Raw genomic sequence first — 26,678 nt, 5'->3', positions numbered from 1 at the left:
GCTCCCAACAGGTCACTTGACCGATATCGTGGAGGGGTTCGCCGTCCGGATCACGGCCCAAGAAGCGAGCGCAGGGGGAAACCGTGGCGCTGATGCACGAGCCGACCGCGCCGTACCACTCGGCCCAGGACGCCCTGCGCGTCCTGGAGTCCGTGGCACGGCACACCACCGGAGTAACCGACGTCCAGCTCTCCCGGCATACCGGCCTCAGCCCGGAGCGAGTGACCACGCTCCTGAGGATGCTGCGCCGCGAGGGCTACGTCGAGCAGATCGCCGAGGGGGCGTACGTCACCGGGGACGCCCTCGTCCGCCTCGGCTCCGCCCATGATCGCGAGGAGGCGCTGCACGACAAGCTCCAGCGCACCCTGGACCGGCTGCGCGACTCCGTCGGCGCCGCCGTCTACATCAGCCGGTACGTCGACGGCGAGGTCAAGGTCACCCAGTACGCCGCCGGCCCGGCCACGCCGGCGGTCAACGAATGGGTCGACTTCCGCTACTCCGCCCACGCGACCGCGGCCGGCAAGAGCCTGCTCGGCCAGCTCGACCACAACGGCCGCCGCGACCACCTCTCCCGACACAAGCTGGCCCGCCTCACCTCGCGCACCATCACCAGCGACAAGCTGCTGCTCTCCCGCCTGGAGTCCCAGCCGCCCACCGTGCCCCACCTCGACCTCCAGGAGTACGCGATCGGCACGGTCTGCGCGGCCGTCCCGATCACAGCCGGCTCCTCGGTCGGCAGCCTGGCCCTGTCCCTCCCGATCGAACACGCCCACCGCCTCCGCCGGGCCGCAGACACCCTGAACAGAAACGCGGCACCCGTGCTCCTCTCACTGACGATCTAGGGTCTGTGGTCCGGATCACGCCGGCCCTGGGTTTACCGCTCACGGGCGTGGTCCGGAGCACCCCCTTGGACCAGGTAGTATTTTCTCTGTCGCCGGCCGCGAAGAGCGGACGGCGGGAGTCATGCGCCGCTAGCTCAGTTGGTTAGAGCAGCTGACTCTTAATCAGCGGGTCCGGGGTTCGAGTCCCTGGCGGCGCACCTGTGAAGGGCCTCTCGTGGGAGCGAGAGGCCCTTCCACGTCTTCCCGGGTCAGCCTCCGGTACGCCGGCTCCCCGGGGCGGGCGCCACCACACCGGACCGGCACACCGGAACCCTTCCCTCCTGAGCAGTGCCCGGTGGATCTTGTTGGTGGCCGTGACCGGCATCCGCTCCACGACCCGTACGAAGCGGGGCGCCATCTTCGTCCCGAGATCGGGCTGGGCGGCCAGGAACCGCACGAAGGCGGCCGGATCGAAGGTCCCGGCGATCGCCGCCATCACCTGGTCACCGGTCACCGGGTCCGGCACCGCGTAGACGGCGACGGCGGCGGCGGCGGCGGCACCGTCGTAGCGCGCCAGGATGTTCTCGATCATCGCGGCGGCCAGGTTCTCGCCGTCGACGCGGAGGCGGTCGTCGGTGCGGCCGGTGAAGTAGAGGAAGCCGTCGGCGTCCCGGCAGAAGAGGTCCCCGGTCCAGTACCCGCCGTCCCTGCGCCGCTCGGCCTCCGCCCCGGGATTGCGCCAGTACCCCTCGAAGGGGTTCGGCCCCCGGTTGACCAGCTCCCCGATCGCCGCGTCCCCGTTGAGCAGCCGCCCGGACGCGTCGAAGAGGGCCGGCGGGCACTCCTTGCCCGTCTCCGGATCGAGGACGACGAGACCGGGTGCCGCCCGGCCGACCGCCCCGGCCGGGGTCCCCGGCGTCCACTGGATCGCCGCGCCGCCCTCCGAGGACCCGTACCCCTCCACCAGCCGCACTCCGAACCGCCGCTCGAAGGCGGCGGCGTCCACGGCACCCGCCTCCGTGCCGAAGCCGAGCCGCAGCGGATGGTTCCGGTCGTCGGGCCGCGGCTCGGTGGCGAGGAGGTACTGGATCGCGCGGCCCACATAGGTGAAGTACGTCGCCCGGTACCCGCGTACGTCCGCCAGGAAGCCGGACGCCGAGAACCGCCGCCGCAGCGCCACCCCCGCTCCGGCCACCAGCGCGGGCGCCCAGTCGGCGATCACCGCGTTGCCGTGGAACATCGGCATGCAGACGTAGTGCACGTCGTCCGCGCCCACCCCGAACCGGCCGACGAGCGAGGCGCCGGCGGCGGCCAGCCGGCCCTGGGAGCAGATCGCGGCCTTGGGGGCGCCGGTCGAGCCCGAGGTGAAGTAGAGCAGGAGACGGTCCTCGGGGGCGGCCCGGGAGTGGTCGGGTTCCGCGTCCGCGAACGGTGCGAGGAGGTCGTCGTACTCCTCGGTGCCGGTCACCAGCAGCCGTACGCCGGGCAGTTCGAGGCCGGTCAGGAGCGGGAGGTGGGCGGGTTCGGTGACCAGGATCCGGCACTCGGTGTGGAGGATGTCGCGGGCGAGCTCGGGGCCGCGGCGGGTGGGGTTGATCCCGGCGACGGCGGCTCCCGCGAGGGCCGCCGCGCTCAGCCACATGGGGTACTCGGGGGTGTTGTCGAGGAGGACACCGATGTGCGGCTCCGCCCCCGGCGGCAGCAGCTCGGCCAGCAGCGCGGCGCGGGCGGCGGCGCCGGCCGCGACCTCGTGATGGGTGAGCGTCCGCTCCTCGAACCACAGCCCCGGCCGGTGGTCGCCCCACCGGGCGGCGACGAGCTGTGCGACCGTGCCCCTCATGGACTCCATGGAGGTGCACGGTAGTTGACGTAGCGTCAGATGAGGAGGGTCGCGCTTCAGAACCCGCCGGTGTCCGACGTCTCGAAGACGACGGCGTACTGGATCATGAAGCCGATGCAGAACGCGACGAACACCCCGAGGAACGCCAGGATGCCGAAGGTGGCCGCGGCCTGCTTGCCGCGGCGCGGCGGCAGAGCCGTGGCCACCACCTCGCGTCCCTCGGTGTAGTACACGGTGACGAAGTCGCCCTCGACGATGGTCCCCGGGCCGTCCTCCTCCTCGAAGCGGACGGCCCGGCCGTCGCGGGCGGTGAACTCGTAGACGTGGTGCAGCGTGGTGCGGACGGACGAGTTGTTGCTGCCTCCGTGGGTCGTCGTGTACGCCCGAAGACAGCGCCCCTCCGCCGTCAGCCCGCTGTTCCAGGCGCCCCGGATCTGGAGCCAGCGGCGCACCACGCGGTACGCCGCGAACACGGCGATGGCGATCATCAGGCTGGGCACGACGTAGAACAACAGGTCCATGGCACTTCCCCCGCGGTCAGGTACGTCTGGTGTGGGGAAGGTACCCGTCGCGGAGACCGGCCTGTCTCAAGTAACCCTCAGACTTCAGAACGTGACGTCCGAGCAGGCGTAGAACGCGTTGCCCGTGTCCGCGATCGTCCATACCGCGAGGATCACGTGGTGGCCGCTCAGGCCGGTGGGCAGCCTGCCGCTGTGCGAGAGGGTCGACGGCGGCCGCTGCCCGCCGTACGGGACCGTCAGGAACGGCGTGAGGTTGAGGTCCGAGCGGGCCAGGTTGTGGTTCTGGTTCCAGCCCTGCCTGGTGACGTAGTACTTGAAGTCGGTCGTGGCGTGCATGGCCGTGAACTGCCAGCGGAACGTGTAGTTCTGGCCGCCCGTCACCCTGGTGGTCGGCCAGGCGCCGCCGGAGGGTGTCCGCGGGCTGTCGAGCTGGGCGAAGCGTGTGTTGTTCGCGGAACAGATCCGGCCGTCCGCCGCGCCGGAGCCCGGGAAGCCCTTGGGGCCCTCGACGCTCTGCGGCTCCCACTGGATGTCGCCGCAGTTGGTGACCGTGCCGTTCTGGCAGAGCTTCTGACGACTGATGGGGAGGTCGGTGTAGCCGTGGCTGCTGGCGCCGCCTGAGGAGAGCGCGAGGGCTCCGGTCGTGGCGAGGCCCAGCACCGCGGCATACAACTTGGTCTTTGTGCGCATGCTGCCGCTCCTGGAGAACGTGTGGGGAAGTCCTGTGAGCCGTGCAGGTCTAGACCAAGTTCCAGATTATTGCTGACGCTTGAACATGTCCATACCAATCACGGGCTGGTTTCCCCGCGCCCCGAGCAGAACGCCACCGTCAGATCCTTCACGAGCACCTTCCGCTCGTAGTCGTCGAGTTCGACCAGCCCCCGCATGGTCAGCCGGGTCACCGTGTCCTCGACCGAGTCCACGACGGAGGTGAGCACGGTGGCCCGGTGCTGCGCGTCCAGCGCGGCGATACGCCGGCGGTGCATCGCGGAGGCGACCTCGGGGGCGTACTCCACCCGGACCGGCTGCACGGAGAACACCTCCAGACCGACCGGCGCCGCGTCCGCCACGACCAGCCGGGTCAGCGCCTCCCCGGCCTCGTCGGCGGAACCCCGGCCGGTACCCGGCGGCTCCACCGGCACCCGGACCAGCGCCGCCTCCACACACTCCCGCAGATATGTCTCGTGGTCCTCGACACCCAGCGTGGCCCGGGCCGTGTCCCGCACCCGCCACACCACCAGCACCACCACCCGCACCGCGACCCCGTGGCCGTCGGCCGCGTGCATCGGCTCGCTGCGCCAGTGCCGCAGCCGTACGTCCACCCGGCGCCGCAGCAGCAGCGGGTTGACCCACATCAGGCCGGTGCGCCGCACCGTCCCCCGGTAGCGGCCGAACAGGCCGAGCACCGAGGCCCGCCCGGTGCGCCCGCGGGCCAGCCCGCCGAAACCCAGCAGACTCACCACCCCGGCACCCGTGAACGCGGCCCACTGCACGGGCCCGAGCCCCGCCCCGGCGAACGACGGCAGCCGCAGCGCCTCCATCGCGAGCGGCGGCAGCGCGCCCGCCCACCACGAGGAGACCACGCAACCGGCCAGCCCGCAGGCACCGGCGAGCACACCCGCCGACCCGGGCAGCACCGGCGCGGGCCGCTCCACCAGTTCGGGGTCGACCTGCGGCACCGGACGGGCCTTGGCCGGTGCCGGCCGTCGCAGCCGCGGCTGCTCCCCCGTGCCGTGCCGGCGCCCCACGACCGCCGGTCCGAGCGGCACCGGCGCCGTGTCCGGGTCGTCGCGGAACAGCAGGTGGACGGGGATCTCGGTGGTCGCCTCGTTCTGGATGAGCCGGGCGGGCCTGGACGGTCCCTCGGTGGGCTCCTCGGACTCGGGCGAGTGTGAAGTGATGGTGCTCATGCGTGCCTCCAGCCTCCGCGCCAGATGCGTCACAACAGATGGTCAGGAAAAGAGCCGCCGCCAGGTCTCGGGCCCCGGGTAGCCGTCCGCCGCGCCGCCCCGCCAGCCCTGGGCGCGCTGGAAGTCCTCGACTCCCCGCCGGTCCGCCTCGGTCCAGCGGGGCCCCGGCCCGGTCGTGTAGTGCTTGCCGAACCCCTTCTTCACCAGCTGCTTTCCGAGCTGGGTGATGTACTCGTTGGCCGCCCCGGGCCGGAACACGGCCGGTCCGGGGTAGCCGGGAACCGCCGGTGGGGGTGCGGGCGGTGCGGGCGGTGCGGCCGCGGGGGCCGTGACGCCCTTTCCCCCGCCGGTCGTCAGGAGCGCCCAGGTCTGCGGGCCCAGCAGCCCGTCCGCGTGCACGCCCGTCCAGCCCTGCGCCAACTGGAACGCCCGCGTGGCCCGACGGTCCGCGTCCGTCCAGCGCGGGCCGGGACCGCTGGTGTAGTAGGTCCCGGCACCGCGCGCGACGAGCAACTGACCCAGCTGGGTGACGTACTTGTTGTCGGCGCCAGGACCGAAGTACACCGCGCCCGGGTACGGGGTCGCTTCCTGGGCGGGGGCCGCCGCGGCCGTGTCCGGAGCCGGGGCCGGGGCCGGGGCGGGGGCGGGAGTCGTAGCGGGGTCCGGGGCGGCGGCCGTGCCGAGGTCCGGTGCCGTCGCCGATCCCGTGTCCGGTGCCCCGCCCGTGCCGGCGGCTGCCGCCGCGGCGTCCGCCGTGCCGCTCGTGAGTCCCTTGTAGCGGTAGGCGACATAGCTTTCCGCGTGGCTCCAGTAGGGGTAGGGCGTGGCCTGGCTGCGGGCGGACGGGCGGGTCTCCTCGTAGGCGAGGTAGTAGGTGTGCGTGTAGTCCGTCCAGCCGCCGAAGATGACGACGTGGGAGCCCCGCTCGGGGTCCGCCGGGTTGTGGAAGAGCAGGATGTCGCCGGGCTGCAGTTCGTCCTTGGTGATGCGCACCCCGTACTGGTCGAGCGTGCCCGTCCATTCGTTGCCCGGCAGGTTCCAGGCCATCGAGACGAAGCCCGAGCAGTCCTGCCGGTAGCCGTCGGGCCGGTAGTCGCTCAGGCTGTACGGCACCTTCTCGGCGACCCACAGTTTGGCCCGGATGATGATGTCCGCGCGGGTGGTCGCCGGTGTGACCAGCGGGCCCGCCGGCTGCGCCGCAGTGCCTCCCGGGCCGTGCAGCGGGGCCTTGCCGCCCTGCGGTGTCTCGGGCTCGTCACCTGCGGGAACGCCCGGCCGGTCGGGTGCGTGCGGGGCGGCCACGGCAGGGGCCGCGTGACCCGCGCCGAGGGCGGCGGAGGCCGCGGCCGCCAGGATCACGGCGCGATGGGCCGCCGGACGACCGCCGGTGCGGCCGGCCCGGGGGTGCGGCGGCACGCGCCCCCAGTGGGCGCATCCGGGGCAGTCGCAGTCGCTCGCCGGATCGAATTCCTCGAATACCGGAGTCTTCATGCGACGCCCTTTCACATTCCAGGTGGAAATGTCCGCAACTGTGCACGTTCGCCAGTTTCCCAACTGTGTTCGGGACGCGCATGTTGACGGTCCGAATGATGTACAGAGGGCGCCCCCCGGGGCGGGTGCCCGGCGGTCGGGAGGTGGCCGGGAGGCGGTCGGGAGCAGCCCCGGGGTGGGGTAAGGTGTGCAGGTCAGCAGGCGCCGCTAGCTCAGTTGGTTAGAGCAGCTGACTCTTAATCAGCGGGTCCGGGGTTCGAGTCCCTGGCGGCGCACCGACACAGCAGGCCCTCCGTTTCGCACGGGGGGCCTGCTGCCGTGTGGGGCGGTGCGGCCGTTGATCAGATATGGGCCCGAGAACGTCCCGAAGGAACACTTCCGCAACATCCGCGCCAGCCTGCCTACAAAGGCTCCACAAGCTTCCCAGGGGCCTCACAATGAGCGCCTATGACCGGTAAACACCGCGTTTCCCACCTTGCGATCATGATGAACGCCGTAGAACCCTGGTTTTCAAGATGCTGCGTATTCGCGGCACTTGGGGGGAAAGGAAACGGTTGCCGGTGTTGCGGGGGAAGGGGGCCCCGGCAACGAAGGATGTGGGGGGCATCCTGCAACCGCACGGTCACGGTCTGATGTCCCTGTGAATGCACTGTGTGATCGCTGTGACCCGTCACTGAAACGCCTGTGAGGGCCGAGGGGGGCCCGACCAGATGGTCGAGGAACCGACGAACACGCGCCCACCGCGTGTTGGGGGGATGACTCATGACGTCGACGCCGACTGGCGCCCGGCAGAACTCCGACTCGTCTCGGACCACCCAGCTCAGGCTGCCTTCGCACCGGGCCGGGAACACGGGGGCTCTGCACCGGATCAGAACATCGCTGCCGAAGTACGACTACGAGCACTACAGCCGGCTGGCAGGCCCCCTCACCCAGCCGGATCCGCGCAAGCCCTACAAGGTGCAGTACCGCTCCCTGATCTCGCAGGAACCGCACCGTGTCCGGGTCGCCCTGATGCTGGCGGCCGCGCCGCTGCTCTCGCTGGTCCTGCTCGGCTGGCTGCTGCAGCCCGAACACTGGACCGAGCGTGACTACCCGGCCTTCGCGTGGCTGCCCGCCCTCGATGTCGTGATGCTCGTCTCGATCGGTCTGATCGAGTTCTTCCGCTGTCTGAACGTGCTGTCGAACGCGCACGCCACCCTCGTCGCCCGCGACCCGGTCCCGGTCGTGCCCGAGACCGGCACGAGAGTCGCCTTCCTGACCTCCTTCGTGCCCGGCAAGGAGCCCCTGGAGATGGTCACGAAGACCCTGGAGGCGGCGGTCAGGGTGCGCCACCGGGGCCTGCTGCACGTCTGGCTCCTCGACGAGGGCGACGACCCCGGGGTGAAGGCGGTCTGCGAGCGGCTCGGTGTGCACCACTTCTCCCGCAAGGGCATCGAGAAGTGGAACCGGCCCAAGGGCCCGCACCGCGCCAGGACCAAGCACGGCAACTACAACGCCTGGCTGGAGGCGCACGGCGACGACTACGACTACTTCGCCTCCGTCGACACCGACCATGTGCCGCTGCCCAACTACCTGGAGCGGATGCTCGGCTTCTTCCGCGACCCCGACGTCGGCTTCGTCATCGGCCCGCAGGTGTACGGCAACTACGACACGTTCGTCACCAAGGCCGCCGAGTCGCAGCAGTTCCTCTTCCACGCGCTGATCCAGCGCGCCGGCAACCGGTACGGCGCCCCGATGTTCGTCGGCACCTCCAACGCCGTACGGATCAAGGCGCTGAAGCAGATCGGCGGTCTGTACGACTCGATCACCGAGGACATGGCCACCGGCTTCGAGATGCACCGCCACAAGAACCCGGCGACGGGGAGGAAGTGGCGGTCCGTCTACACACCGGACGTGCTCGCGGTGGGCGAGGGGCCGGGCGCCTGGACGGACTTCTTCACCCAGCAGCTGCGCTGGTCGAGGGGGACGTACGAGACGATCCTCAAGCAGTACTGGAAGGGCTTCTTCTCCCTGCCGCCGGGCAAGCTCTTCAACTACACGATGATGATCGTCTTCTACCCGATGTCGGCCCTCAACTGGATCCTGGCGGCGCTGAGTTGCGCACTGTTCCTGGGCCTGGGCGCCTCGGGTGTGAACATCGACCCGACCGTGTGGCTGATGCTGTACGGCAACGCCTCCGCGCTCCAGATCGGCCTGTACATCTGGAACCGCCGGCACAATGTCTCCCCGCACGAGCCCGAGGGCTCCGGCGGTGTGGCGGGCATGGTGATGTCGGCACTGTCCGCGCCGATCTACGCCCGCTCCCTGATGGACGCCCTGCTGCGCCGCAAGAGCAAGTTCGTGGTGACGCCCAAGGGCGACTCGGCGAGCCCTGACACCCTGTTCGGGACCTTCCGCATCCATCTGTTCTTCATCGTGGTCTTCGGCGCCTCCATCGTCGCCGGATTCGTCCTCGGGCACGCCCACCCGGCGATGATCATCTGGGCCTCGTTCGCGTTGCTGATCACCGCGTCACCGGTCTTCGCCTGGCGCTGGACGCTGCGGGCCGCGAGGCGGCAGCCCGCCGCCCCGGAGCCGCGGGACACGGTCCCGGCACCGGCACCGGCTCCCACGGTGGCCGCGCCGTACGCACCGCCGGCTGCGGCGCACACGCCCGGACGGGACGGGGCGGGCGGGGACCCGACCCTGCAGATCGCGCTGGGGGGACTGGGCGGACTGGGCGGACTGGGGGGACGTAAGGAATGAGCGACCGTGCCGGGCACCGTCGGGCCCGTCGTCTCGCGATCGGTACGGCGGTCGCACTCGCGCTGGCCGGGATGAACGGGCCGTGGCTCTACCGCGTCGGAACACAGAAGTACCACGAGTACCAGATCAACAGACCCGAGTACAAAGCGGACAACGGCCACTGGGAGATCGTGGAGTTCCCCGAGGAGTACCGCCAGAACACCATCCACGCCGCACTGCTGCGCACCGGCAAGGTGCTGCTCGTCGCCGGTTCGGGCAACAACCAGGACAACTTCGACGCGAAGAGGTTCGACACCCGGATCTGGGACCCCGTCAGGGGCACGATCAAGAAGGTCCCGACACCCAGCGACCTGTTCTGCACCGGCCACACCCAGCTCGCCGACGGCAAGCTGCTGATCGCGGGCGGCACCAAGCGGTACGAGAAGCTGAAGGGCGACGTCACCAAGGCCGGCGGCCTGATGATCGTCCACAACGAGAACCCGGACAGACCGATCACCCTGCCCGCGGGCACCGGATTCACCGGCAGGGAGAACGGCAGAACATTCGTCTCGAAGGACCCGGTGCTCGTCCCGCGCGCGAAGAAGGTGTTCGACCAGCAGACCGGCAGGTTCCTGCGCAACGACCCCGGCCTCGGCCGTATCTACGTCGAAGCGCAAAGGAGCGGCTCCCGATACGAGACCGGCACCCAGGACAACTACCGGGTCCAGGGACTGACCGGCGTCGACGCCCGCAACACCTACGGCATCGCGCAGAAGCTCGCCCTCGACAAGAAGGACTTCCAGGGAATCCGGGACGCCTTCGAGTTCGACCCGGTCGCCGAGAGGTACATCAAGGTCGACCCGATGAAGGAGGCGCGCTGGTATTCGACACTCACCACCCTGAGCGACGGGAAGATCCTCAGCGTCTCCGGGCTCGACGACATCGGCCAGCTGGTCCCGGGCAAGAACGAGCTCTTCGACCCGGCGACCAGGAAGTGGACGTACACGCCGAAGATCCGTCAGTTCCCGACCTATCCCGCACTGTTCCTGATGCAGAACGGCAAGATCTTCTACTCGGGTTCCAACGCGGGCTACGGACCCGACGACGTCGGCCGTGACCCCGGCGTCTGGGACGTGGACAGCAACAGGTTCACCAAGCTGCCCGGGCTGAGCGACGCCGACAGGATGGAGACGTCCGGGACGGTGCTGCTGGCGCCGGCGCAGGACGAGAAGTACATGGTGATCGGCGGCGGCGGGGTCGGCGAGTCCAAGCTGTCCAGCAAGCGGACTCGGATCATCGACCTGAAGGCCGCACACCCGAGGTTCGTCGACGGGCCCCGCCTGGAGAAGGGCACACGCTATCCGCAGGCCTCGGTCCTGCCCGACGACTCCGTGCTGGTGTCGGGCGGCTCGGAGGACTACCGCGGGCGCGGCGACTCGGACATCCTCCAGGCGCGGATCTACCACCCGGACACGAACAGGTTCGACCGGGTCGCCGATCCTCTGGTGGGCCGCAACTACCACTCCGGGTCGATCCTGCTGCCCGACGGGCGCGTGATGTTCTTCGGCTCGGACTCGCTGTACGGCGACAAGGCGAACACGAAGCCGGGGAAGTTCGAGCAGCGTGTCGAGATCTACTCGCCGCCGTATCTGTACGGGCGGCAGCGGCCCTCGCTGTCGGGCGGGCCGCAGACCATCGAGCGGGGTGGGTCGGGGACGTTCACCTCGAAGGGGGCCTCGGCCATCAAGAAGGTCCGGCTTGTGCGGCCGAGTGCGTCCACGCATGTCACGGATGTGGATCAGCGCTCTGTCGAGCTGGACTTCAAGGGGGCCGGGGACAAGGTGACGGTGACGGTGCCGAAGAACAGGAACCTCGTTCAGGCGGGGTGGTACATGCTGTTCGTGGTTGATGGGAAAGGGACGCCGAGCAAGGCGCAGTGGGTTCGCGTGCCGTAGCTGTCCGTTCGGCTTCCCTGCGCTCCTAGGTGGGTGACTCCTCCGCCAGCTTCAGAGCGTAGGTGGGCCACCATTCCCCCGCCTTCGGGCCGCCCTTGCACTCGCCGTCCGACTCTCCCGGGCGTTTGACCCAGAGGTATGCGTCCACAACGGTGTCCGCCGTCTTCGTTGTCGGGGTTTCTCCCAGTGCGCGGCCCGGGGGGTTGCACCAGCGCTCGTCGGGGTCGCCCTCGGTGTACGGGCCGTTGCCGTTGCGGCTGGTGTCGATGACGAAGTGCTTGGCGCCGACCTTCGCGGACAGCTGCTTGCCGTACGCGAGGGAGTCCTCGGTGGAGTAGAAGTTGGAGACGTTGACCGCGAAGCCGTCGGCCTGGTCGATGCCCGCCCGGCGGAGCGGCTCGAAGATCTGGTCGGGATGGCCCCAGCCGGCGTTGCCCGCGTCGATGTAGACCTTGGTGTTCTTCAGGGACTTGAGCTTGGTGACGGCGCCCTTCAGGAGGTCGTAGCGCTCGTCGTGGAACTCGGCCGGAGTGCAGCCGTCCACCAGGTGCAGTACGGCGTCCGGCTCCAGGATCACCGTCGCGCCCCGGTCCCCGATGCCGGCGGCCACGCCGTCGATCCAGGTGCGGTAGGCGTCGCCGTCGGCGGCGCCGCCCTGGGAGTACTGGCCGCAGTCGCGGTGCGGGATGTTGTAGAGGACCAGGAGCGCGGTACGGCCGGCCCGGTCGGCGGCCTCGGTGAAGCCGCGGGCTTCCTGCTCGGGGTTCTCCGGGCCGATCCACTCGCCGGTCGGCTGTTCGGCGATCTTGCGGATCTGCCGGGCGTCGTCCTTCTTGCCGGCCTTCACAAAGGCCGCCACCTGCCGGGCCGCGTTGCCGTCCGGGTTCACCCAGAACGGGTCGGCTTCCTTGGGCTGTTGGGTGATCCGGGCGCCGACGTCCGGATCGTCGTCACCTCCGGAGCCCCCGGAGCATCCCGCGATCAGCAGTGCCGCCCCAAGCACCGCCGCCGACACTCGCGCATGCGCGGAGAACGCGTCCCCCCTGCTGCCGTACATCCAACTCCCCCTTGGGTGTAACGGTCCAAGTCTCAATCCTGACATACGTGTTGTGATGCCCACGAGATCGTCCGGGGCTTGTCGGACACCTGTTACAGCCTTCAAGGTCGGGGTAGGCGCGTAGCGCGTACCTGGGACGGGGCGCGGCGCTCGTCACCGGAAAGGGAGTGCGCGGTCATGCACCACACCACCCGGGAGGCCCGGCTGGCTGCGGCACTGGTGGAGGCGGCGGACACCCTCACCGACGGCTTCGAGGCCGCGGACCATCTGCAACGGGTCTGCGACCACTGTGTGGAGCTGCTGAACGCGCGGGCGGCCGGTTTCATGCTGATCGACGGCGGACGGGCCGTCTCGCTGGCCGGAAGCAGCGGGCACCGGGAGGTCGGGCTCGAACTGCTGGAGGCCCAGCACGGCGGCGGGCCCTGTCTGGACTGCTACGGCTCGGGGAAGGCGGTGCCGCCGGTCTCCATCCGGGTGGCTCACGCGGACTCCCGCTGGCCCGACTTCACCGAGCGGGCGCTGCGGTACGGCATCGCGGCGACCTTCGCGGTCCCGCTGCGCCGCCGCGAGACCATGCTGGGCGCGCTCAACGTGTTCGTGCCGACCCTGCCCGAGGACGACGCGTGCGGCGCGGCGCCGGAGGTGCGGATGGCGCAGGCCCTCGCCGATGCCGCCGCGATGGGGCTGCAGAACCACCGTGTGTTCACCAAGTACCGCACCCTGGCCGGGCAGTTGCAGGAGGCGTTGTCCAGCCGGGTGCGCATCGAGCAGGCGAAGGGCATGCTCGCCGAGCGCTGGAACACGAGCGCCGACGACGCGTTCATGGCGCTCAGGCGGTACGCGCGGCGGCGCCGGCTGCCGCTGGACCGGGTGGCGCGCGCGGTCGTCGAGCGGACCGAGGACGACGCGGAACTGCGCGGGGAGGGCGGGGAGGGATAGGGCAGGTCCGGGGAGGGACAGGGCAGGTCCGGCGGATCATGCGGAACGGCCCTAGGCCCAGGCGCTTGTACGTTCTACAGTCGTGTCGGACGGCCCCAGCCCCCGGCCAGTTCTGTCCCACCGTGGTTTCAGGCCTCCCGCGCCGGTCGCCGGGTTACTCCCGCATCCCGTGCGCCCGCGGTTGAGGACCAGCCCGGTCGGCGGCCCAAGGGGGAGCGGGTCGTCGACCGGGCCAGGTGAGACCCGCCAAGCAGGTCGAGCGAGTCCACCGCGGTTCGGCGGCGCCCTGAAGGGGCGCGGGGAACTGCGCGACCGGCCACGACGGTGCCGCAGACGACCGACGCCTAGCCCGACCCGCCGAGCAGGTCGAGCGAGTCCACCGCGGTTCGGCGGCGCCCTGAAGGGGCGCGGGGAACTGCGCGACCAGCCACGACGGTGCCCCAGACGATCGACGGCACACCCCGGCATGTGGAGCGGAGCGCTCAGGCGCGGATTCCGGTCAGGTACGCCGACACGATCACGTTCGCCGTGTAGCTGCGGGTCGCGCGGTCGAAGGTGCCTCCGCAGGTGATCAGCCGCAGTTCGGCCCGCCCCGACTGCCGGGGCCCGTACACCTGTTGGGCGTCGAAGCGGTCGCGGGTGACGACCTCGACATCGTCGACCGTGAACTCGGCGACCTGGCCGTCGTCGCGGACCACGCGGACCGTCTGGCCGGGCTTGAGCACGCTGATCTTGTAGAAGACGGCGGGCCGTGTCTCGGTGTCGACATGCCCCACCATCAGCGCGGTCCCGGCGGCCCCGGGTTTCGCCCCGTCCCGGTACCAGCCGACGACGCCGGGCTGGTCGAAGGGCGGCGGGTCGACGGCCCCCTGCCCGTCCAGGCCACGCGCCACCACCGGCGCCTGGACGCCGAGGCCGGGGATGTCGACACGCTGCGGCAGCGCGTCCCCGAGCGGCTTGAGCGCGGGCGGCAGCTTCACGTCCGGCGGCCGTCCGACCGCGGCCATGTCGCCGGTGGCCGGCGCGGACGAGCCCTGCCGTACGTCGGTCGCCTCACGGCCCCACAGCCACAGCCCGAGCAGCAGGACCGCCCAGGCCACACCGGTCACCAGCCGGCCGGAACCGGCGGAGCGTTCATGGTCGGACATGCCGGTCAGCCCGTCCCGCGGCTCCGGCGGGCGCTCCGGAGCGCGACGGCCACCGCGGCGGCGCCGGCGAGGACCAACCCGGTCACCGCGTGGGCGGTGCCGGGGCCGTCCAAGCGGGCGTCCGCGGCGGAGAGCTGGTGACGGGCGGTGCCGCCACCGCCGGCGTGGACGGGAGCGACGGGTGTGGAGGGGGCCGACGGATGGACCGTGCCGTGCCCGACGGTGAACGTGCCCTTGCGGTCGGCACCACCGCAGCGGACCTTCACCTCGAACGTGCCGGCGCTGACCGTGGTGCGGATGCGGCTCTCGCCGACGAGCGTGCCGTCGGTCCCGGTGAGCCGGATGTCGGCGACGAAGGCGGCGGAGACGGCGGTGCCGGTCTTCTCCGTGCAGTCGCTGACGCGCATCGAGACATCGCTGCCGGGGACCGGGGACGACGGGCTGACCGAGAAGCCTCCGTCCTGCGCGTACGCCGTGGGGGCGTACGCCGTGGGGGCGAAGGCTGCGGCGGCCAGGAGTCCTGCACAGAGAGTGATTTTCACTGAACCCATCGTGAACCTCCAGACACCTGGAGCCTCCCCCGCACGGCCGGGCCCCGCATCCTCAGCGGGACCCGGATGCTCCATACGGGTGGGGAAGGGTTTCAGGTGGCGCTCAGACGCGGTCGACGAGGTCGGCGATCGAGTCGACGACATGCGACGGCCGGTACGGGAAGTCCTCGACCTGCTCGGGCCGGGTCAGGCCGGTGAGCACCAGGAACGTCCGCATCCCGGCCTCCATGCCGGCCAGCACATCGGTGTCCATACGGTCGCCGATCATGGCGCTGGTCTCGGAGTGGGCGCCGATCGCGTTCAGCCCGGTCCGCATCATCAGGGGGTTCGGCTTGCCCGCGAAGTACGGCTGCTTGCCGGTCGCCTTGGTGATCAGCGCGGCGACGGCCCCGGTCGCCGGGAGGGGGCCCTCGGTGGAGGGGCCGGTCTCGTCGGGGTTGGTGCAGATGAAACGGGCGCCGTCATTGATCAGCCGGACCGCCTTCGTCATCGCCTCGAAGGAGTAGGTGCGGGTCTCGCCGAGGACGACGTAGTCGGGCTCGTGGTCGGTGAGGATGTAGCCGATGTCGTGCAGCGCGGTCGTCAGACCCGCCTCGCCGATCACATACGCCGAGCCGGCGGGCCGCTGATCGTCCAGGAACTGGGCGGTGGCCAGCGCCGAGGTCCAGATGGACTCGACCGGCACGTCCAGCCCCATGCGCAGCAGGCGGGCGTGCAGATCGCGCGGGGTGTAGATCGAGTTGTTGGTGAGGACGAGGAACGGCTTCCCGGACTCGCGCAGTTTCTTGAGGAAGGCGTCGGCGCCGGGGATCGGTACGCCCTCGTGGATCAGCACACCGTCCATGTCGGTGAGCCAGGACTCGATGGGCCTGCGGTCTGCCATGTGCAAGATCTCCTGCCGTACGCATGTAGGCGGTGCGCGCCCCAGCCTAAGCGCGGGCCGGATCTTGAGGGAATGGCCTGCTTCCGATCACCTCCGCCGGTTTTGCGTGCGTCAGCGGCGTCTGCGGGCGACCAGCAGTGCGCCGAGGGTGGCGAGGAACACGGCTGTGGCCGCGGCGAGAGCGCCGCCCGCCGGGCCGAGTCCGGTGTCGGCAAGTTCGTCGGCGAAGGGCACGCCGGCGCCCGGGGCGACGGAGGCGGGGCCGTCGGGGTGCGGCTCCCGGCCCGGCTCCGGCTCGGGCGTCGGCTCCGGCGGGACGGGGTCGGCGTCGATGCCGAAGCGGTACGCGTTCGACTCGCCGATCCAGTCTCCGTCGTCGTCGTGGCGCTGTACGACGGCTGCGTTGACGGTGATCTCGTTGGGTACGGCGTCCGAGGTGACCGCGAGCCGCACCTTCACGGTGACGGTCCGGCCGGGGCCGACGGTGAACCCGGGAAAGCCGTCGTCGAAGGCGCCGACCAGTTCGTCCTCGTCGGTGGTCTCCAGGCGGACGGGGTGCGGGCGCGTGCCGTTGCCCTCGAAGAACTCCAGGCGGGGCTGCTCGGGCTTCAGGGCACGCTTCTCGTCGACGAGGACGACGACGGGGTGAACACCGGAGCAGGTGCGCCGTGTGGTGTTCGTGAGGTCGAGATACCAGGTTCCGAAGCCGCCGCCGGCCTCGTAGGAGCGGGGGCCGCCACGGATCCGCGTGGTGAGCGGAAAGTCCCGCCCACCACCGGCACACTCCGGCTCACCCTGCGCGAACGCCGGACCGGCTCCGGGCACAAGACCGACGGCACCGGCGAGGCAGAGAGACACGGGCAAGAACAGTCGCATGAACACATGACCATGCCGGACGGACCCGTGCGGCCGACTGCGCCGCTCCGTGGGCCGGCGGAAGTCCCCTCGATTGGGTGCGCGGCCAGGTCGCAGCCACGCCCCACGCAGCTGCGGGCAGTCGTGCCGCTAGGGGCGGCACGGGTGGGCGCAGCGGCACCCCGCCAGCGCCGGTGAGCGCCCCCCAGCCCCCCGCCGACAGCCGAGCTCGCCTCACCCCTCACCCCGCCCGAACAGCGGCGCAAGCAGCAGTTGGGCCGCGCCCTCCGCGACCCCGCGCGCCCCGCCAGGGGCAACCCGCACCGGTACAGCACCCTCCCGAACCCCCTCACGCCGAGCCCGAGCCCCCAGCACACCCCCAACCCCGCGAACAAACACCTCCGGCTCGGCCGCCACCGTACGACCACCCAGCAGCACGAGATCGATGTCCAGCAGCCCCACCAGATTCGCCGCCCCCACCCCCAACACCCGAGCCGCCTCATCGACCTCCCCCCGCGCCACCGCCCCCAGACACAACGCCTCGATGCACCCACGGTCCCCACAGCCGCACAACGCCCCGCCCAGCTGAATGACCTGATGCCCGAACTCCCCCGCCCCGGTCCTCGCCCCCCGATGCACGGCCCCGTCGATCACAAGCCCGGCCCCGAGCCCCGTACCAAGATGCAGATAAGCAAAGGACCCCCCACCGGCCCCGGACTCGGCCCCGGACCCGAACCCGGAGCCCCCACCCACTTCCCCACCCACCGCCAGCCCCAACGCAGCCGCATTCGTGTCCTTGTCCACCACCACCGGCACCCCCAACCGCCGCGCCAGCACATCCCGCAACGGAAACCCCTCCCACTGCGGAAATCCGGTGACCCGCTGCAACACACCACGCCGATGATCGAGCGGCCCAGGCAGCGCCACCCCGACCCCGAGCACGGAACCCCCACGCCCGCCCGGCAACGCCTCCACCTCCCGCGCCGCCGCCTCGATCACGACATCGGCCCCCGCACCGAAGTCCAACGGCGCCCGCCGCTCGGCCACCACCGCCCCGGTCAAGTCGCACAGCACCACCGTCGACTCGTCCCGCTCCAGATGCAGCCCCACCGCATGCCCCGCATCCCGCACCAGCCGCAGCACGGTGCGCGGCTTGCCCCCCGTGGACGCCCGCCGCCCCGCCTCCGCGACCAGCCCGTCCTCCCGCAGCCGCGCGGTGATCTTGCTGACCGCCTGCGGGGTGAGCCCGGTCCGCTCGGCGAGTTCGAGGCGGCTGATGCCCTCCGTACCGGATCTGCGCAGCAGGTCGAGTACCAGCGCGGCGTTGTGGTTGCGCGGAGCGAGCAGATTGGCGGCGCCGTTCGTCCTGTTCACGCCGCCCATTCTCCCCCGCGCTTGCACTTTGGCAACAGCGTTGCGAAAGTGGGCGCATGACAGGCACAGGCACAGATACAGGCACAAGCGCAGGCACGACTCGTACGACCCGCACCCCCGGCGCCCCCCTCCGCGTGGGCCTCATCGGCTACGGCCTCGCGGGCTCCGTCTTCCATGCCCCGCTGGTCGCCGCCACCGAGGGCCTCGCCCTGGACACGGTGGTCACCTCGAACCCGGAGCGGCAGGCACAGGCCCGCGCCGAGTTCCCGGACGTACGCGTCGCCACCGCCCCGGACGAGCTGTTCGACCGGGCCGCCGAACTGGACCTGATCGTCGTGGCGTCCCCGAACAAGACGCACGTCCCGCTCGCGACCGCCGCCCTGAAGGCCGGCCTGCCCGTGGTCGTGGACAAGCCGGTCGCCGGCACAGCTGCCGAGGCACGCGAGCTGGCCGCGAGGGCCGAGGAGCGCGGACTGCTGCTCTCCGTCTTCCAGAACCGCCGCTGGGACAACGACTTCCTGACCCTGCGCGGACTGCTGGCCGAGGGCGGTCTGGGCGACGTATGGCGCTTCGAGTCGCGCTTCGAGCGCTGGCGCCCGCAGCCGAAGGGCGGCTGGCGGGAGTCCGGGGACCCCGCAGAGATCGGAGGTCTCCTGTACGACCTCGGCAGCCATGTCGTCGACCAGGCGCTCGTCCTGTTCGGCCCCGTGACCACGGTGTACGCCGAGTCGGTCGTCCGCCGCCCGGGCGCGGAGACCGACGACGACACGTTCATCGCGCTCACCCACGCGAACGGCGTGCGCTCCCACCTCTACGTCTCCGCGACCGCGGCCCAACTCGGCCCCCGCTTCCGGGTACTGGGCTCGCGGGCCGGTTACGTCAAGTACGGCCTCGACCCCCAGGAGGAGGACCTGCGCGAGGGCAGGCGCCCCGGGGACCCGGAAGGGTGGGGTGCGGAGCCCGAGTCCATGTGGGGCCACATCGGCGCTGGGGGTCACCCCTGTGGGGGAGAGTCCCCGCTGACCGGCGGCGGCAGCCCCGTACCGACCCTTCCGGGCGACTATCCGGCCTACTATGCCGCGGTGGCCGCCGCCCTCCGTGGCACCGGCGAGAACCCCGTGACCGCGCTGGAGGCGGCCGCGGCTCTCGACGTACTGGAGGCGGCCCGCCGTTCGGCCCACGACCAGGTGGCGGTGACGCTGTGACGCACAACCAGGGAATCACCCCGAAGTTTCACCCGGAGATCACCCCCACGGTGGAGGAGCTGGAGGCACAGGAACGCCGCCTGGTGTTCCGCCGGTTCACCCACGACGACGCCTGGGCTCTCGGCTCCCTCCTGGTCGACCTGGCCCGCGAGCGGCAGGCCCCCGTCGCCATCGACATCCACCGCGCGGGCCAGCAGCTCTTCCATGCGGCACTGCCGGGCTCGGCCCCCGACAACGACGCCTGGATCGCCCGCAAGCGCCGGGTCGTGGAACGCTACGGCTCGGCCTCGTACCTGGTGGGCGCCCGCTGCCGGGCCAAGGGCACGACGTTCGAGGACTCGTCACGCCTGAACCCGGACGAGTACGCGGCCCACGGCGGCTCCTTCCCCATCACGGTGGAGGGGGTGGGCGTCATCGGCGCCGTCACCGTGAGCGGCCTCCCCCAACTCCAGGACCACAGATTCGTGGTGGAGGCCCTGGAGCAATTCCTGAACTTGTCGGAGACGTGAGTGAACCCACCTGGGGGCGCGGGGAACTGCGCGACAAGCCACGCCAGACCCGCAGCCGCCGAACACCGCAGCTCCCGACCCCTCAGGCGTTTTTCATCACTTGCCGCTGCCGCCCAAGCCCCTCAATCTCCAGCTCCACCACATCCCCCGCCCGGAGAAACGGCTTGGGCTCGGGCCGCCCCAACGCCACCCCCGCCGGCGTCCCCGTATTGATCACATCCCCGGGATACAAGGTCATGAACTGACTGACGTACCACACGACTTCCCCCACGGGAAAGATCTGCTCCGCCGTGGTCCCGTCCTGCTTCAACTCGCCGTTGACCCACAGCTTCAGCGGGAGATCCTGCGGATCGGCAACGTCCTCCGCCGTCACGAGCCAGGGCCCCAGCGGATTGAACGTCTCGCAGTTCTTCCCCTTGTCCCAGGTCCCGCCCCGCTCGATCTGGAACTCCCGCTCGGACACATCGTGCGCCACCGCGTACCCCGCGACATGCGCGAGCCCGTCCTCGGCCGACTCCAGATACCGGGCCGTGCGCCCGATGACGACCGCGAGCTCGACCTCCCAGTCGGTCTTCACCGACCCGCGAGGGATCAGCACCGTGTCATGGGGCCCGACCACCGTGTCCGGCGCCTTGAAGAAGATCACCGGCTCGGCGGGCGGCTCGGCGCCCGTCTCGCGCGCGTGATCGTGGTAGTTCAGCCCGATGCACACGATCTTGCCGATACGGCCCAGCGGCGGCCCGATCCGCAGCCCGGCCGCCACGTCCAGCACGGGCAACTCCCCGGAATCGGCCGCCGCACGGATCCGGGCGAGCGCGGTGTCATCGGCGAGCAGCGGTCCGTCGATGTCCGGGACGATGCCGGACAGCTCCCGCAGGGTCCCATCGGCGTCGAGCAGCGCGGGCCGCTCCGATCCCGCCGTACCGACTCGCAGCAGCTTCATGATCACAATCTCCCTCGATCGCGGGATCGTCGACCGACGGGTGCAGCCATCGGAGGACTGGCCGATCCTCCAAGGCCGGCGTCCAGTCCGCAAGACCCCGTTCACGGACTGGACCGACGCCCTGCCGCTCAGCTCAGCGGTACAGCACAGCCCGCTCCGCCGCGCTCCACGCCGTACTGGTCACCACGTACAGCGCGGCGGCCGGCGGCACCACCGCCACGGTGACGAGCGTGAAGAAGGACATGAACGGCGCGAGCCTGTTGACCGCACCGAGCCCGGGAATCCCCGCGCCGTCCCCCACCGGCACCGCCGACTCCGCGGCGACGGCCAGCATCACCTTCGCCCGGCGGTAGTTGAAGGCGGCCACGACGGCGACGACCGGCTGGTGAACATGTACGGCTGCCCGCTCCCCGGGGCGTCATCGCGGCCGCATGGAGACCAACCGCCCCCAGACCACGAGCCGGTAGCGGGAGGTGTACTCCGGTGTGCAGGTGGTGAGGGTGAGGTAGTAGCCGGGGTCCCGGTAGCCGTAGGAGGGCCTGACGGTGGAGCGGGGGACGGGCCGGAGCACCCCGGCGTCGCGGGCCGAGGTCTGCGGCAGCGTCCTGTCGACGGCGTACGTGTAGACCGCGCTCTTGGTCTCGACCTGAACGGTGTCGCCGCGCGCGAGGCGGTTGATGTACCGGAAGGGCTCCCCCTGGGTGTTCCGGTGCCCGGCGAGCGCGAAGTTCCCGGCGCGGCCCGGCTGTTGGGTGCCGGGGTAGTGGCCGACGTACCCCTTGTCGAGGACGCTCGGCTTGCCGATGCCCTCGGCGACGGGGACGCGGAGGTGGAGGCGGGGGATGGTGAGGATGGCGTAGGCCTGGGACCAGCGGGGTGGGGACGAGGACGTACGGGCGTCCCGGTCGTCGTGGGCCTCGTGGCTGTCACGGGTGCCGTCGTTGTCGCCATAGTCGTCGCTGTCGTCACCGCTGTCGTCGCCGTCGCTGTCGCCGTCGCCGCTACGGATGCCGCTGTGGATGTCGGCGGCGCCCGCGCCCCACTCCCGTTCCAGCGCCTCCACCTTCCGTTCGGCGCCTGCCCTGGCCTCCCGGTTGGTCCACCACAGCTGATGGACGACGAGGAGCAGGAGCAGCACCCCGACGGTGACGAGGACCTCTCCGCCGGTCCACAGGACGAGCCGGCGGCGGGCACGGCGCCGCCGGATGCCGTGGTGCACGACGTGCAGCCGCATACGTACACCTCCCGGTCCGGAGCCGCCCGCACGATAAGGGCCCAGCCTCCAAGTCACCAGCCTCAGACGCCGCGAGGGCGCCCCGGCGCCCGGAACTGCCTGTCGGCGCCCTTCAGCAACGACAACGCGGCCGGGCTGGAAGCCTGCAGCGGCGTCGGAGGGACCGGCCATGTGCGGGGAACCGACTATGCAAGTCCTACGCCGTAGGCCCAGCAGGCTCACCCGATGCCCCGAAGCGAGTGACTCGCCTCCCGTCCCCGCTGGCCTGCGCGTATCTCTCCTTTGTCATGGGTCGGCAGTACGGTGTCCCCCATGCGCCCCGACACGCCTGCCGAGAACGTCGACCACACCTCCGAAGCGGCACGCCTGGAGCGGACCGCCGGCCTGTATCCCGAGGACGCGGAAGCCCTGCTGCTGCAGGCCGCCGCCCACCTGGAACTGGCCGACGACCGCCCCGCCGCGACCGCGCTCTACGACCACCTGCTGTCCTGGCCGGATGGGCTTGAGGACCCCTACTTGGTGCGGGCCCTGAAGGCCTCGAACCTCTGGGAGTACGACCATGAGGCGGAGGCCAGAGCAATCATCGAGGGCGTCCGCGCGGCCTCCCCACGGGACCCGGCACCGTGGGTGATCGTGGCGGAGGCGCTGGAGGCGCACGACGAGCTGGAGCAGGCGCAGGAGACGTTCTCGGAGGGGGTACGGCTGCTGCTGACGAACGCCGCGGAGCCGCCGCACTCGACGCACCCGCTGCTGTTCGGCCGCCACCGGGTACGTCGCATGCTGGGCGTGGACCACGACGAGTGGGACACGCTGGCGGACACGCTGCATGCGTCGCCGCATTCGTCCCCGATTTCGCTGGACGAACTCCACGACCCGAAGCGGATCTGGTCCCTGGGCTCGGACAACCCGGCGGAACTGGAGGCGGAGATCTCCCGCCTGCGAGCGGAGCTGGGCGCATACCGGCAGGAGCTGTCCCGCCCGTTCCCGGTGGCGGTCCTGCACTGGCCGGCGAGCGAACTGACGGAACTGGTGGGTGCGTATCCCTCGCTGGCGTCGGAGTACCCGTCGCATGAGGAGCACCTGGCGGTGATAGAGGCTGCGCTCCGGGAACTGGCGGCCTCCGGCACACCGAACCTGGGCATCGTCTCAGGCACGGTCCCTTCCTACGAGGCCTTCGCGGCATCGGAGGGCGCGTCCCCGGACGACGCGGCGCTGCTCCCGCAGTACGCGACGACCCTGGCGGCACGGGGGCGAGCGGTGGCTTGGCCGCCGCAGCGGGGGGTTGATTGCTGGTGTGGGGCGGGGCGGGGTTATGAGGGGTGCCACGGGGTGTAGGGGGCGGGGGCGCCGGTTCCAGGGAAGGCGGAGGGTTGGTTTCGGAAACGATCCGCTTTCCCTGGAATGCCTTCGATTGTCAGTGGCTGCTGTTAGAACTGAATCATCTCGAAATAGGTGATCAAGGGGGCAGTCGTGGCGCAGCGGGGGGACCTCGGGGAGCCGGTCGCGGGCATCTACGAGAAGCTGATCACCCATGGCATGCACGATGAGCTTGAGCAGCTCGAGGCCGCAGGCTGGAAGGCCATCGATGCCGAGGTCAGCGCCGAATCTTCCCCTCGTGTACTGGCTCGACACATCAGTGAGGCCGTCGAGCGGCGCCTGAATCAGCTGCCGCATGACCGGCAGGTCACCGTCGCCAACCGCATCCTCCAATCTTTGGCTGCCGCGACGCCTGATGAGCAGGATGCCGAGGCGGCGAGCACAATCGTCGACGGTCCCCGACAGCTCCTCGCCCTCGCCGAGCAGGAAGCTCCTGGCGTCTTTGCGGTGCGCCCCCTCACGCCACTCTCCGAGACCTCACTGATCACGAACTCCCCCGAAGACCCCAGTCTGGGCGCAGAGTTGAGAGCGGAGCTCGCCACCGCAGACCGCATTGATCTGCTCTGCGCTTTCGTGAAGTGGTACGGCATTCGCGTCCTGGAGGACTCCCTACGCGCCGCGAAGGAACGCGGCGTACCGATCCGTGTCATCACGACGACCTATATCGGCGCCACTGACCGCCACGCCCTCGACCGTCTCGTCCGCGATTTCGGTGCTGAGGTCAAGGTCAACTACGAGCTTCGATCCACACGGCTGCATGCGAAGGCATGGCTGTTTCGCAGGAAGAGCGGCTTCGACACCGCGTACGTCGGAAGCTCCAACCTGTCGAAGGCTGCGCTCCTCGACGGCCTGGAGTGGAACGTCAGGCTGTCATCGATCGCCACGCCGGCTGTCCTTAACAAGTTCGAGGCGACCTTCGACGCGTACTGGAACGACATAGCCTTCGAGTCGTACGACCCCGACAACCACGGCGAACGCCTCGATCAGGCCTTGGCTCAGGCAAGTGGCCACACCTCGACGACCGACCTGAAGATCAATCTCTCGGGTCTTGAAGTACGCCCCTTCCCGCACCAACAGGACATGCTCGAACGCCTCCGTGTCGAGCGCGAGATCCGAGGGCGGAACCGCAACCTCCTCGTCGCAGCCACCGGCACCGGTAAGACCGTGATGGCAGCCCTGGACTACCGCAATCTGTCCGGGGCCTACGACACCGAGCAGCCGAGGCTGCTGTTCGTTGCCCATCGCAAGGAGATTCTCCGGCAGTCCCTACGCACGTACCAGGAGGTCCTGGACAACGCCTCCTTCGGAGAACTGCTCCACAGCGGCCAGGAGCCGCAGGCGTGGGAGCAGGTCTTCGCGAGCGTCCAGTCCCTCAATGTCCGGCGCCTGGAGCAGCTCGCCCCAGACCACTTCGACATCATCGTCATTGACGAGTTCCATCACGCCACCGCGGCCACGTATCGGCGGGTCATCGACCACTTCAAGCCGAAGGAACTGCTTGGACTCACCGCCACCCCCGAGCGGATGGACGGGCTGAATGTGCAGGACGAGTTCTTCGAAGGTCGCATCGCAGCCGAGCTGCGCCTCTGGGAGGCGCTCGAAAACGACCTGCTGTGCCCCTTCCACTACTTCGGCATCCCGGACGGCACGGATCTGACGAATCTCGGCTGGAGCAAGGGCACATACGCCGATCAAGATCTCGGAAACCTCTATACGGGCAACCACGCCCGAGCACGCATCGTCGTCAAGCAGATCCGAGACAAGGTCTCCCAGCCCGGCGCCATGCGCGCCCTGGGCTTCTGTGTCACCAAGTCCCATGCTCACTTCATGGCCGACTTCTTCCGCAAGGCCGGCTTCAAAACCGTCGCTCTGGACAGCGACTCGCCGTCCGGAGTGCGCACACAGGCGCTCGCCGACCTGGGCGATGGCAAGCTCCAAGTCATCTTCTCCGTCGACCTGTTCAACGAGGGCCTCGACATCCCTGACGTCGACACTCTGCTCCTGCTGCGTCCCACCAACAGCGCCACGATCTTCCTTCAGCAGCTTGGCCGAGGGCTGCGCCGCACGCAGACGAAGCCGGTGCTCACCGTCCTTGATTTCATCGGCCAGCACAGAGCAGAGTTCCGCTTCGAAGAGCAGTTCCGGGCGCTGACGAATCTGTCGCGGAACCGACTCGTCGACCACATCGAGCATGACTTCCCGCAGCTCCCCTCCGGATGCCAGATCATCCTGGAAGGCAAGTCCAAGGACCTCGTGCTCGACAACATCCGCACTCAGTTGGGCGCCACGGTCAAGACGCTGGTCAACGAGGTCAGGGCGTACAGCACGGAGCAACTCGCCGAGTACCTCCATGAAAGCCGACGGGAGATTAAGGAGCTCTACAAGAGCGACAACTCGTGGACGACCGTGCTGCGGAAGGCAGGTGTCCTCAAGGACGTAGCGCCCTCAGGAGAGGCGGCGCTACTCAAGCGCGTCCACGCTTTCCTTCACGTCGACGACCCCGACCGGGCCGAGGCATATCTGCGCCTCCTCGCCGATGACGCTCCGTCCTACGAAGCGCTGAGTCCAACCGACCAGACGTATGCCCGCATGCTCTTCTTCAACCTGTGGGACAACGCGGGCGGCTTCACTAGCTACTGGGAAGGCCTGGAGTCACTGCGCGACCAACCCGTGCTCCGTGACGAGCTGCGGCAGGTGCTGTCCTACGTGATGGAACAGGCCGACCACTTCCCGATCCCCCTTCCGGACAGCCATAGCCACATCCCTCTGAAGGTCCACAGCTCCTACAACCGTTCAGAAATCCTGGCGGCACTGGGCGTGGCCCGCTTGGGCGGCCAGATGCCTCGGTCCTTCGCTCAGGGCGTCCAGTGGGTCGAGGAGATCCGGACCGATGCCCTCCTGATCACCCTGGAGAAGAACGAGAAGGACTTCTCCCCCACCGTGCGCTACAAGGACTATGCCCTGAGCCCAACGCTCTTCCACTGGGAGTCCCAGAACGCGACCGCCGACAACTCTCCAACTGGGCTCCGATACCAGCACCACAGCCAACAGGGCAGCCACGTCCTCCTGTTCATGCGCCGGTACAAGAACACGGACATCGGCAAGTCCCAGCCGTGGATGCTTCTGGGACCTGCGACCTACGAGGACCACACGGGCAGCAAGCCGATGGCGATCACGTGGCGTTTGGATCAGGAACTTCCGGCGGACGTTTGGTCGTATGCGGCCATCACCGCAAGCTAAATGGGTTAGTTGAGAGGCTCGGCCCCGTGAGTCTGGGCGACCCCGTCAATGCGCTTCGCGAGAGGTCGAAATCGGCGGTGGTGAGTTTGTGGCCGGCATCA

20 protein-coding genes, 2 tRNA genes and 2 pseudogenes are annotated in these 26,678 nt (G+C 70.0%); 10 read left to right on the top strand and 14 right to left on the bottom strand.

From position 1 onward, the window contains the following. The first annotated feature begins 83 nt into the window (after nt 1-83). On the top strand, nt 84-842 hold the full coding sequence (locus F7R91_RS28295; protein ID WP_150952889.1) for an IclR family transcriptional regulator: 759 nt from the start codon (nt 84-86) through the stop codon (nt 840-842). 123 nt (nt 843-965) lie between these two features. After that, nucleotides 966-1,039: transfer RNA gene (locus F7R91_RS28290), tRNA-Lys, on the top strand. Here the strand turns inward: F7R91_RS28290 and F7R91_RS28285 are convergent. From F7R91_RS28285 to F7R91_RS28265, 5 genes and pseudogenes are all read right to left on the bottom strand, one after another. Then, nucleotides 1,005-2,670: pseudogene (locus tag F7R91_RS28285) on the bottom strand (long-chain-fatty-acid--CoA ligase). The gene F7R91_RS28290 and the pseudogene F7R91_RS28285 sit on opposite strands and share 35 nt — an antisense overlap. 47 nt (nt 2,671-2,717) lie before the next feature. Beyond that, a complete protein-coding gene (locus F7R91_RS28280) occupies nt 2,718-3,182 on the bottom strand; it encodes a hypothetical protein (RefSeq protein ID WP_150952887.1) in 465 nt (154 codons plus the stop codon). An 84-nt stretch (nt 3,183-3,266) separates the two neighbouring features. Further along, a complete protein-coding gene (locus F7R91_RS28275; RefSeq protein ID WP_150952884.1) occupies nt 3,267-3,872 on the bottom strand; it encodes a lytic polysaccharide monooxygenase auxiliary activity family 9 protein in 606 nt (201 codons plus the stop codon). Between the two features lie 98 nt (nt 3,873-3,970). Then, complete coding sequence (locus F7R91_RS28270; protein ID WP_150952881.1) at nt 3,971-5,092, bottom strand: SPFH domain-containing protein; 1,122 nt, start codon at nt 5,090-5,092, stop codon at nt 3,971-3,973. Between the two features lie 42 nt (nt 5,093-5,134). Beyond that, on the bottom strand, nt 5,135-6,583 hold the full coding sequence (locus F7R91_RS28265; RefSeq protein ID WP_150952878.1) for a peptidoglycan-binding protein: 1,449 nt from the start codon (nt 6,581-6,583) through the stop codon (nt 5,135-5,137). Nucleotides 6,584-6,784: 201 nt separating this feature from the next. Here F7R91_RS28265 and F7R91_RS28260 point away from each other — a divergent pair. The 3 genes from F7R91_RS28260 (at nt 6,785) to glxA (ending at nt 11,262) form a co-directional block, all read left to right on the top strand. Continuing rightward, a tRNA-Lys gene (locus F7R91_RS28260) sits at nt 6,785-6,858 on the top strand. Between the two features lie 487 nt (nt 6,859-7,345). Continuing rightward, entirely contained in the window at nt 7,346-9,328 is a 1,983-nt protein-coding gene (locus F7R91_RS28255) for a glycosyltransferase family 2 protein (RefSeq protein WP_150952876.1), read from the top strand. Next, nucleotides 9,325-11,262, top strand: a complete 1,938-nt coding sequence (gene glxA, locus F7R91_RS28250) for a radical copper oxidase GlxA (protein WP_150952873.1) — start codon at nt 9,325-9,327, stop codon at nt 11,260-11,262. The genes F7R91_RS28255 and glxA overlap by 4 nt, the downstream gene beginning before the upstream one ends. 25 nt (nt 11,263-11,287) lie before the next feature. Here the strand turns inward: glxA and F7R91_RS28245 are convergent, their stop codons facing one another. Then, the gene (locus F7R91_RS28245; protein WP_150952870.1) at nt 11,288-12,319 is read right to left on the bottom strand and encodes a glycoside hydrolase family 6 protein; all 1,032 of its coding nucleotides are present in this window, start codon (nt 12,317-12,319) and stop codon (nt 11,288-11,290) included. A 177-nt stretch (nt 12,320-12,496) separates the two neighbouring features. Here F7R91_RS28245 and F7R91_RS28240 point away from each other — a divergent pair, with 177 nt between their 5' ends. Next, on the top strand, nt 12,497-13,258 hold the full coding sequence (locus F7R91_RS28240) for a GAF and ANTAR domain-containing protein (RefSeq protein WP_150952868.1): 762 nt from the start codon (nt 12,497-12,499) through the stop codon (nt 13,256-13,258). A gap of 482 nt (nt 13,259-13,740) precedes the next feature. Here the strand turns inward: F7R91_RS28240 and F7R91_RS28235 are convergent, their stop codons facing one another. The 5 genes from F7R91_RS28235 to F7R91_RS28215 all read right to left on the bottom strand — a co-directional run bounded on the left by F7R91_RS28235 (nt 13,741) and on the right by F7R91_RS28215 (nt 18,078). Continuing rightward, on the bottom strand, nt 13,741-14,406 hold the full coding sequence (locus F7R91_RS28235) for a class F sortase (RefSeq protein WP_150952865.1): 666 nt from the start codon (nt 14,404-14,406) through the stop codon (nt 13,741-13,743). A 5-nt stretch (nt 14,407-14,411) separates the two neighbouring features. Next, entirely contained in the window at nt 14,412-14,957 is a 546-nt protein-coding gene (locus tag F7R91_RS28230; protein WP_150952862.1) for a hypothetical protein, read from the bottom strand. A gap of 103 nt (nt 14,958-15,060) precedes the next feature. After that, the gene (locus F7R91_RS28225) at nt 15,061-15,840 is read right to left on the bottom strand and encodes an HAD-IIA family hydrolase (protein WP_150952859.1); all 780 of its coding nucleotides are present in this window, start codon (nt 15,838-15,840) and stop codon (nt 15,061-15,063) included. A 111-nt stretch (nt 15,841-15,951) separates the two neighbouring features. After that, nucleotides 15,952-16,716, bottom strand: coding sequence for a hypothetical protein (locus F7R91_RS28220; protein WP_150952856.1), 765 nt, complete (start codon nt 16,714-16,716; stop codon nt 15,952-15,954). Nucleotides 16,717-16,929: 213 nt separating this feature from the next. Beyond that, on the bottom strand, nt 16,930-18,078 hold the full coding sequence (locus tag F7R91_RS28215) for an ROK family transcriptional regulator (protein ID WP_150952853.1): 1,149 nt from the start codon (nt 18,076-18,078) through the stop codon (nt 16,930-16,932). A 47-nt stretch (nt 18,079-18,125) separates the two neighbouring features. Between F7R91_RS28215 and F7R91_RS28210 the strand changes: the two genes are divergently transcribed. Both F7R91_RS28210 and F7R91_RS28205 read left to right on the top strand, forming a co-directional pair. Then, complete coding sequence (locus tag F7R91_RS28210) at nt 18,126-19,274, top strand: Gfo/Idh/MocA family protein (RefSeq protein ID WP_150952850.1); 1,149 nt, start codon at nt 18,126-18,128, stop codon at nt 19,272-19,274. Further along, nucleotides 19,271-19,783 carry a heme-degrading domain-containing protein gene (locus F7R91_RS28205; protein ID WP_150952848.1) on the top strand — a complete coding sequence of 171 codons (513 nt, stop codon included), beginning with the start codon at nt 19,271-19,273 and terminating at the stop codon, nt 19,781-19,783. Before F7R91_RS28210 ends, F7R91_RS28205 begins: the two co-directional genes overlap by 4 nt. 82 nt (nt 19,784-19,865) lie before the next feature. Here the strand turns inward: F7R91_RS28205 and F7R91_RS28200 are convergent, their stop codons facing one another. The 3 genes and pseudogenes from F7R91_RS28200 to F7R91_RS28190 form a co-directional block, all read right to left on the bottom strand. Further along, the gene (locus F7R91_RS28200; RefSeq protein ID WP_150952845.1) at nt 19,866-20,726 is read right to left on the bottom strand and encodes a fumarylacetoacetate hydrolase family protein; all 861 of its coding nucleotides are present in this window, start codon (nt 20,724-20,726) and stop codon (nt 19,866-19,868) included. A gap of 133 nt (nt 20,727-20,859) precedes the next feature. Next, nucleotides 20,860-21,105 (bottom strand): annotated as a pseudogene (locus F7R91_RS28195) (hypothetical protein); the annotation flags it as partial. 39 nt (nt 21,106-21,144) lie between these two features. Beyond that, entirely contained in the window at nt 21,145-21,960 is an 816-nt protein-coding gene (locus F7R91_RS28190) for a class E sortase (protein WP_150952842.1), read from the bottom strand. Between the two features lie 312 nt (nt 21,961-22,272). Between F7R91_RS28190 and F7R91_RS28185 the strand changes: the two genes are divergently transcribed. Both F7R91_RS28185 and F7R91_RS28180 read left to right on the top strand, forming a co-directional pair. Then, entirely contained in the window at nt 22,273-23,295 is a 1,023-nt protein-coding gene (locus tag F7R91_RS28185; RefSeq protein WP_150952839.1) for a hypothetical protein, read from the top strand. Nucleotides 23,296-23,496: 201 nt separating this feature from the next. Next, nucleotides 23,497-26,577: a DUF3427 domain-containing protein gene (locus F7R91_RS28180; protein WP_191971666.1), complete on the top strand. Its 3,081-nt coding sequence runs from the start codon at nt 23,497-23,499 to the stop codon at nt 26,575-26,577. Nucleotides 26,578-26,678 lie beyond the last annotated feature (101 nt).

This window comes from Streptomyces luteolifulvus (genome assembly GCF_008806595.1).
In the GTDB taxonomy this organism is placed as follows: domain Bacteria; phylum Actinomycetota; class Actinomycetes; order Streptomycetales; family Streptomycetaceae; genus Streptomyces; species Streptomyces luteolifulvus.
This window is presented reverse-complemented; position numbering and strand designations above follow the sequence as displayed.

Bases quoted from the DNA above. Each gene is read 5' to 3' on its own strand.
- F7R91_RS28280 (WP_150952887.1), bottom strand. From the start codon at position 3,182: ATGGACCTGTTGTTCTACGTCGTGCCCAGCCTGATGATCGCCATCGCC.
- F7R91_RS28275 (WP_150952884.1), bottom strand. From the start codon at position 3,872: ATGCGCACAAAGACCAAGTTGTATGCCGCGGTGCTGGGCCTCGCCACG.
- F7R91_RS28270 (WP_150952881.1), bottom strand. From the start codon at position 5,092: ATGAGCACCATCACTTCACACTCGCCCGAGTCCGAGGAGCCCACCGAG.
- F7R91_RS28265 (WP_150952878.1), bottom strand. From the start codon at position 6,583: ATGAAGACTCCGGTATTCGAGGAATTCGATCCGGCGAGCGACTGCGAC.
- F7R91_RS28255 (WP_150952876.1), top strand. From the start codon at position 7,346: ATGACGTCGACGCCGACTGGCGCCCGGCAGAACTCCGACTCGTCTCGG.
- glxA (WP_150952873.1), top strand. From the start codon at position 9,325: ATGAGCGACCGTGCCGGGCACCGTCGGGCCCGTCGTCTCGCGATCGGT.
- F7R91_RS28245 (WP_150952870.1), bottom strand. From the start codon at position 12,319: ATGTACGGCAGCAGGGGGGACGCGTTCTCCGCGCATGCGCGAGTGTCG.
- F7R91_RS28240 (WP_150952868.1), top strand. From the start codon at position 12,497: ATGCACCACACCACCCGGGAGGCCCGGCTGGCTGCGGCACTGGTGGAG.
- F7R91_RS28235 (WP_150952865.1), bottom strand. From the start codon at position 14,406: ATGTCCGACCATGAACGCTCCGCCGGTTCCGGCCGGCTGGTGACCGGT.
- F7R91_RS28230 (WP_150952862.1), bottom strand. From the start codon at position 14,957: ATGGGTTCAGTGAAAATCACTCTCTGTGCAGGACTCCTGGCCGCCGCA.
- F7R91_RS28225 (WP_150952859.1), bottom strand. From the start codon at position 15,840: ATGGCAGACCGCAGGCCCATCGAGTCCTGGCTCACCGACATGGACGGT.
- F7R91_RS28220 (WP_150952856.1), bottom strand. From the start codon at position 16,716: ATGCGACTGTTCTTGCCCGTGTCTCTCTGCCTCGCCGGTGCCGTCGGT.
- F7R91_RS28215 (WP_150952853.1), bottom strand. From the start codon at position 18,078: ATGGGCGGCGTGAACAGGACGAACGGCGCCGCCAATCTGCTCGCTCCG.
- F7R91_RS28210 (WP_150952850.1), top strand. From the start codon at position 18,126: ATGACAGGCACAGGCACAGATACAGGCACAAGCGCAGGCACGACTCGT.
- F7R91_RS28200 (WP_150952845.1), bottom strand. From the start codon at position 20,726: ATGAAGCTGCTGCGAGTCGGTACGGCGGGATCGGAGCGGCCCGCGCTG.
- F7R91_RS28190 (WP_150952842.1), bottom strand. From the start codon at position 21,960: ATGCGGCTGCACGTCGTGCACCACGGCATCCGGCGGCGCCGTGCCCGC.
- F7R91_RS28185 (WP_150952839.1), top strand. From the start codon at position 22,273: ATGCGCCCCGACACGCCTGCCGAGAACGTCGACCACACCTCCGAAGCG.
- F7R91_RS28180 (WP_191971666.1), top strand. From the start codon at position 23,497: ATGCACGATGAGCTTGAGCAGCTCGAGGCCGCAGGCTGGAAGGCCATC.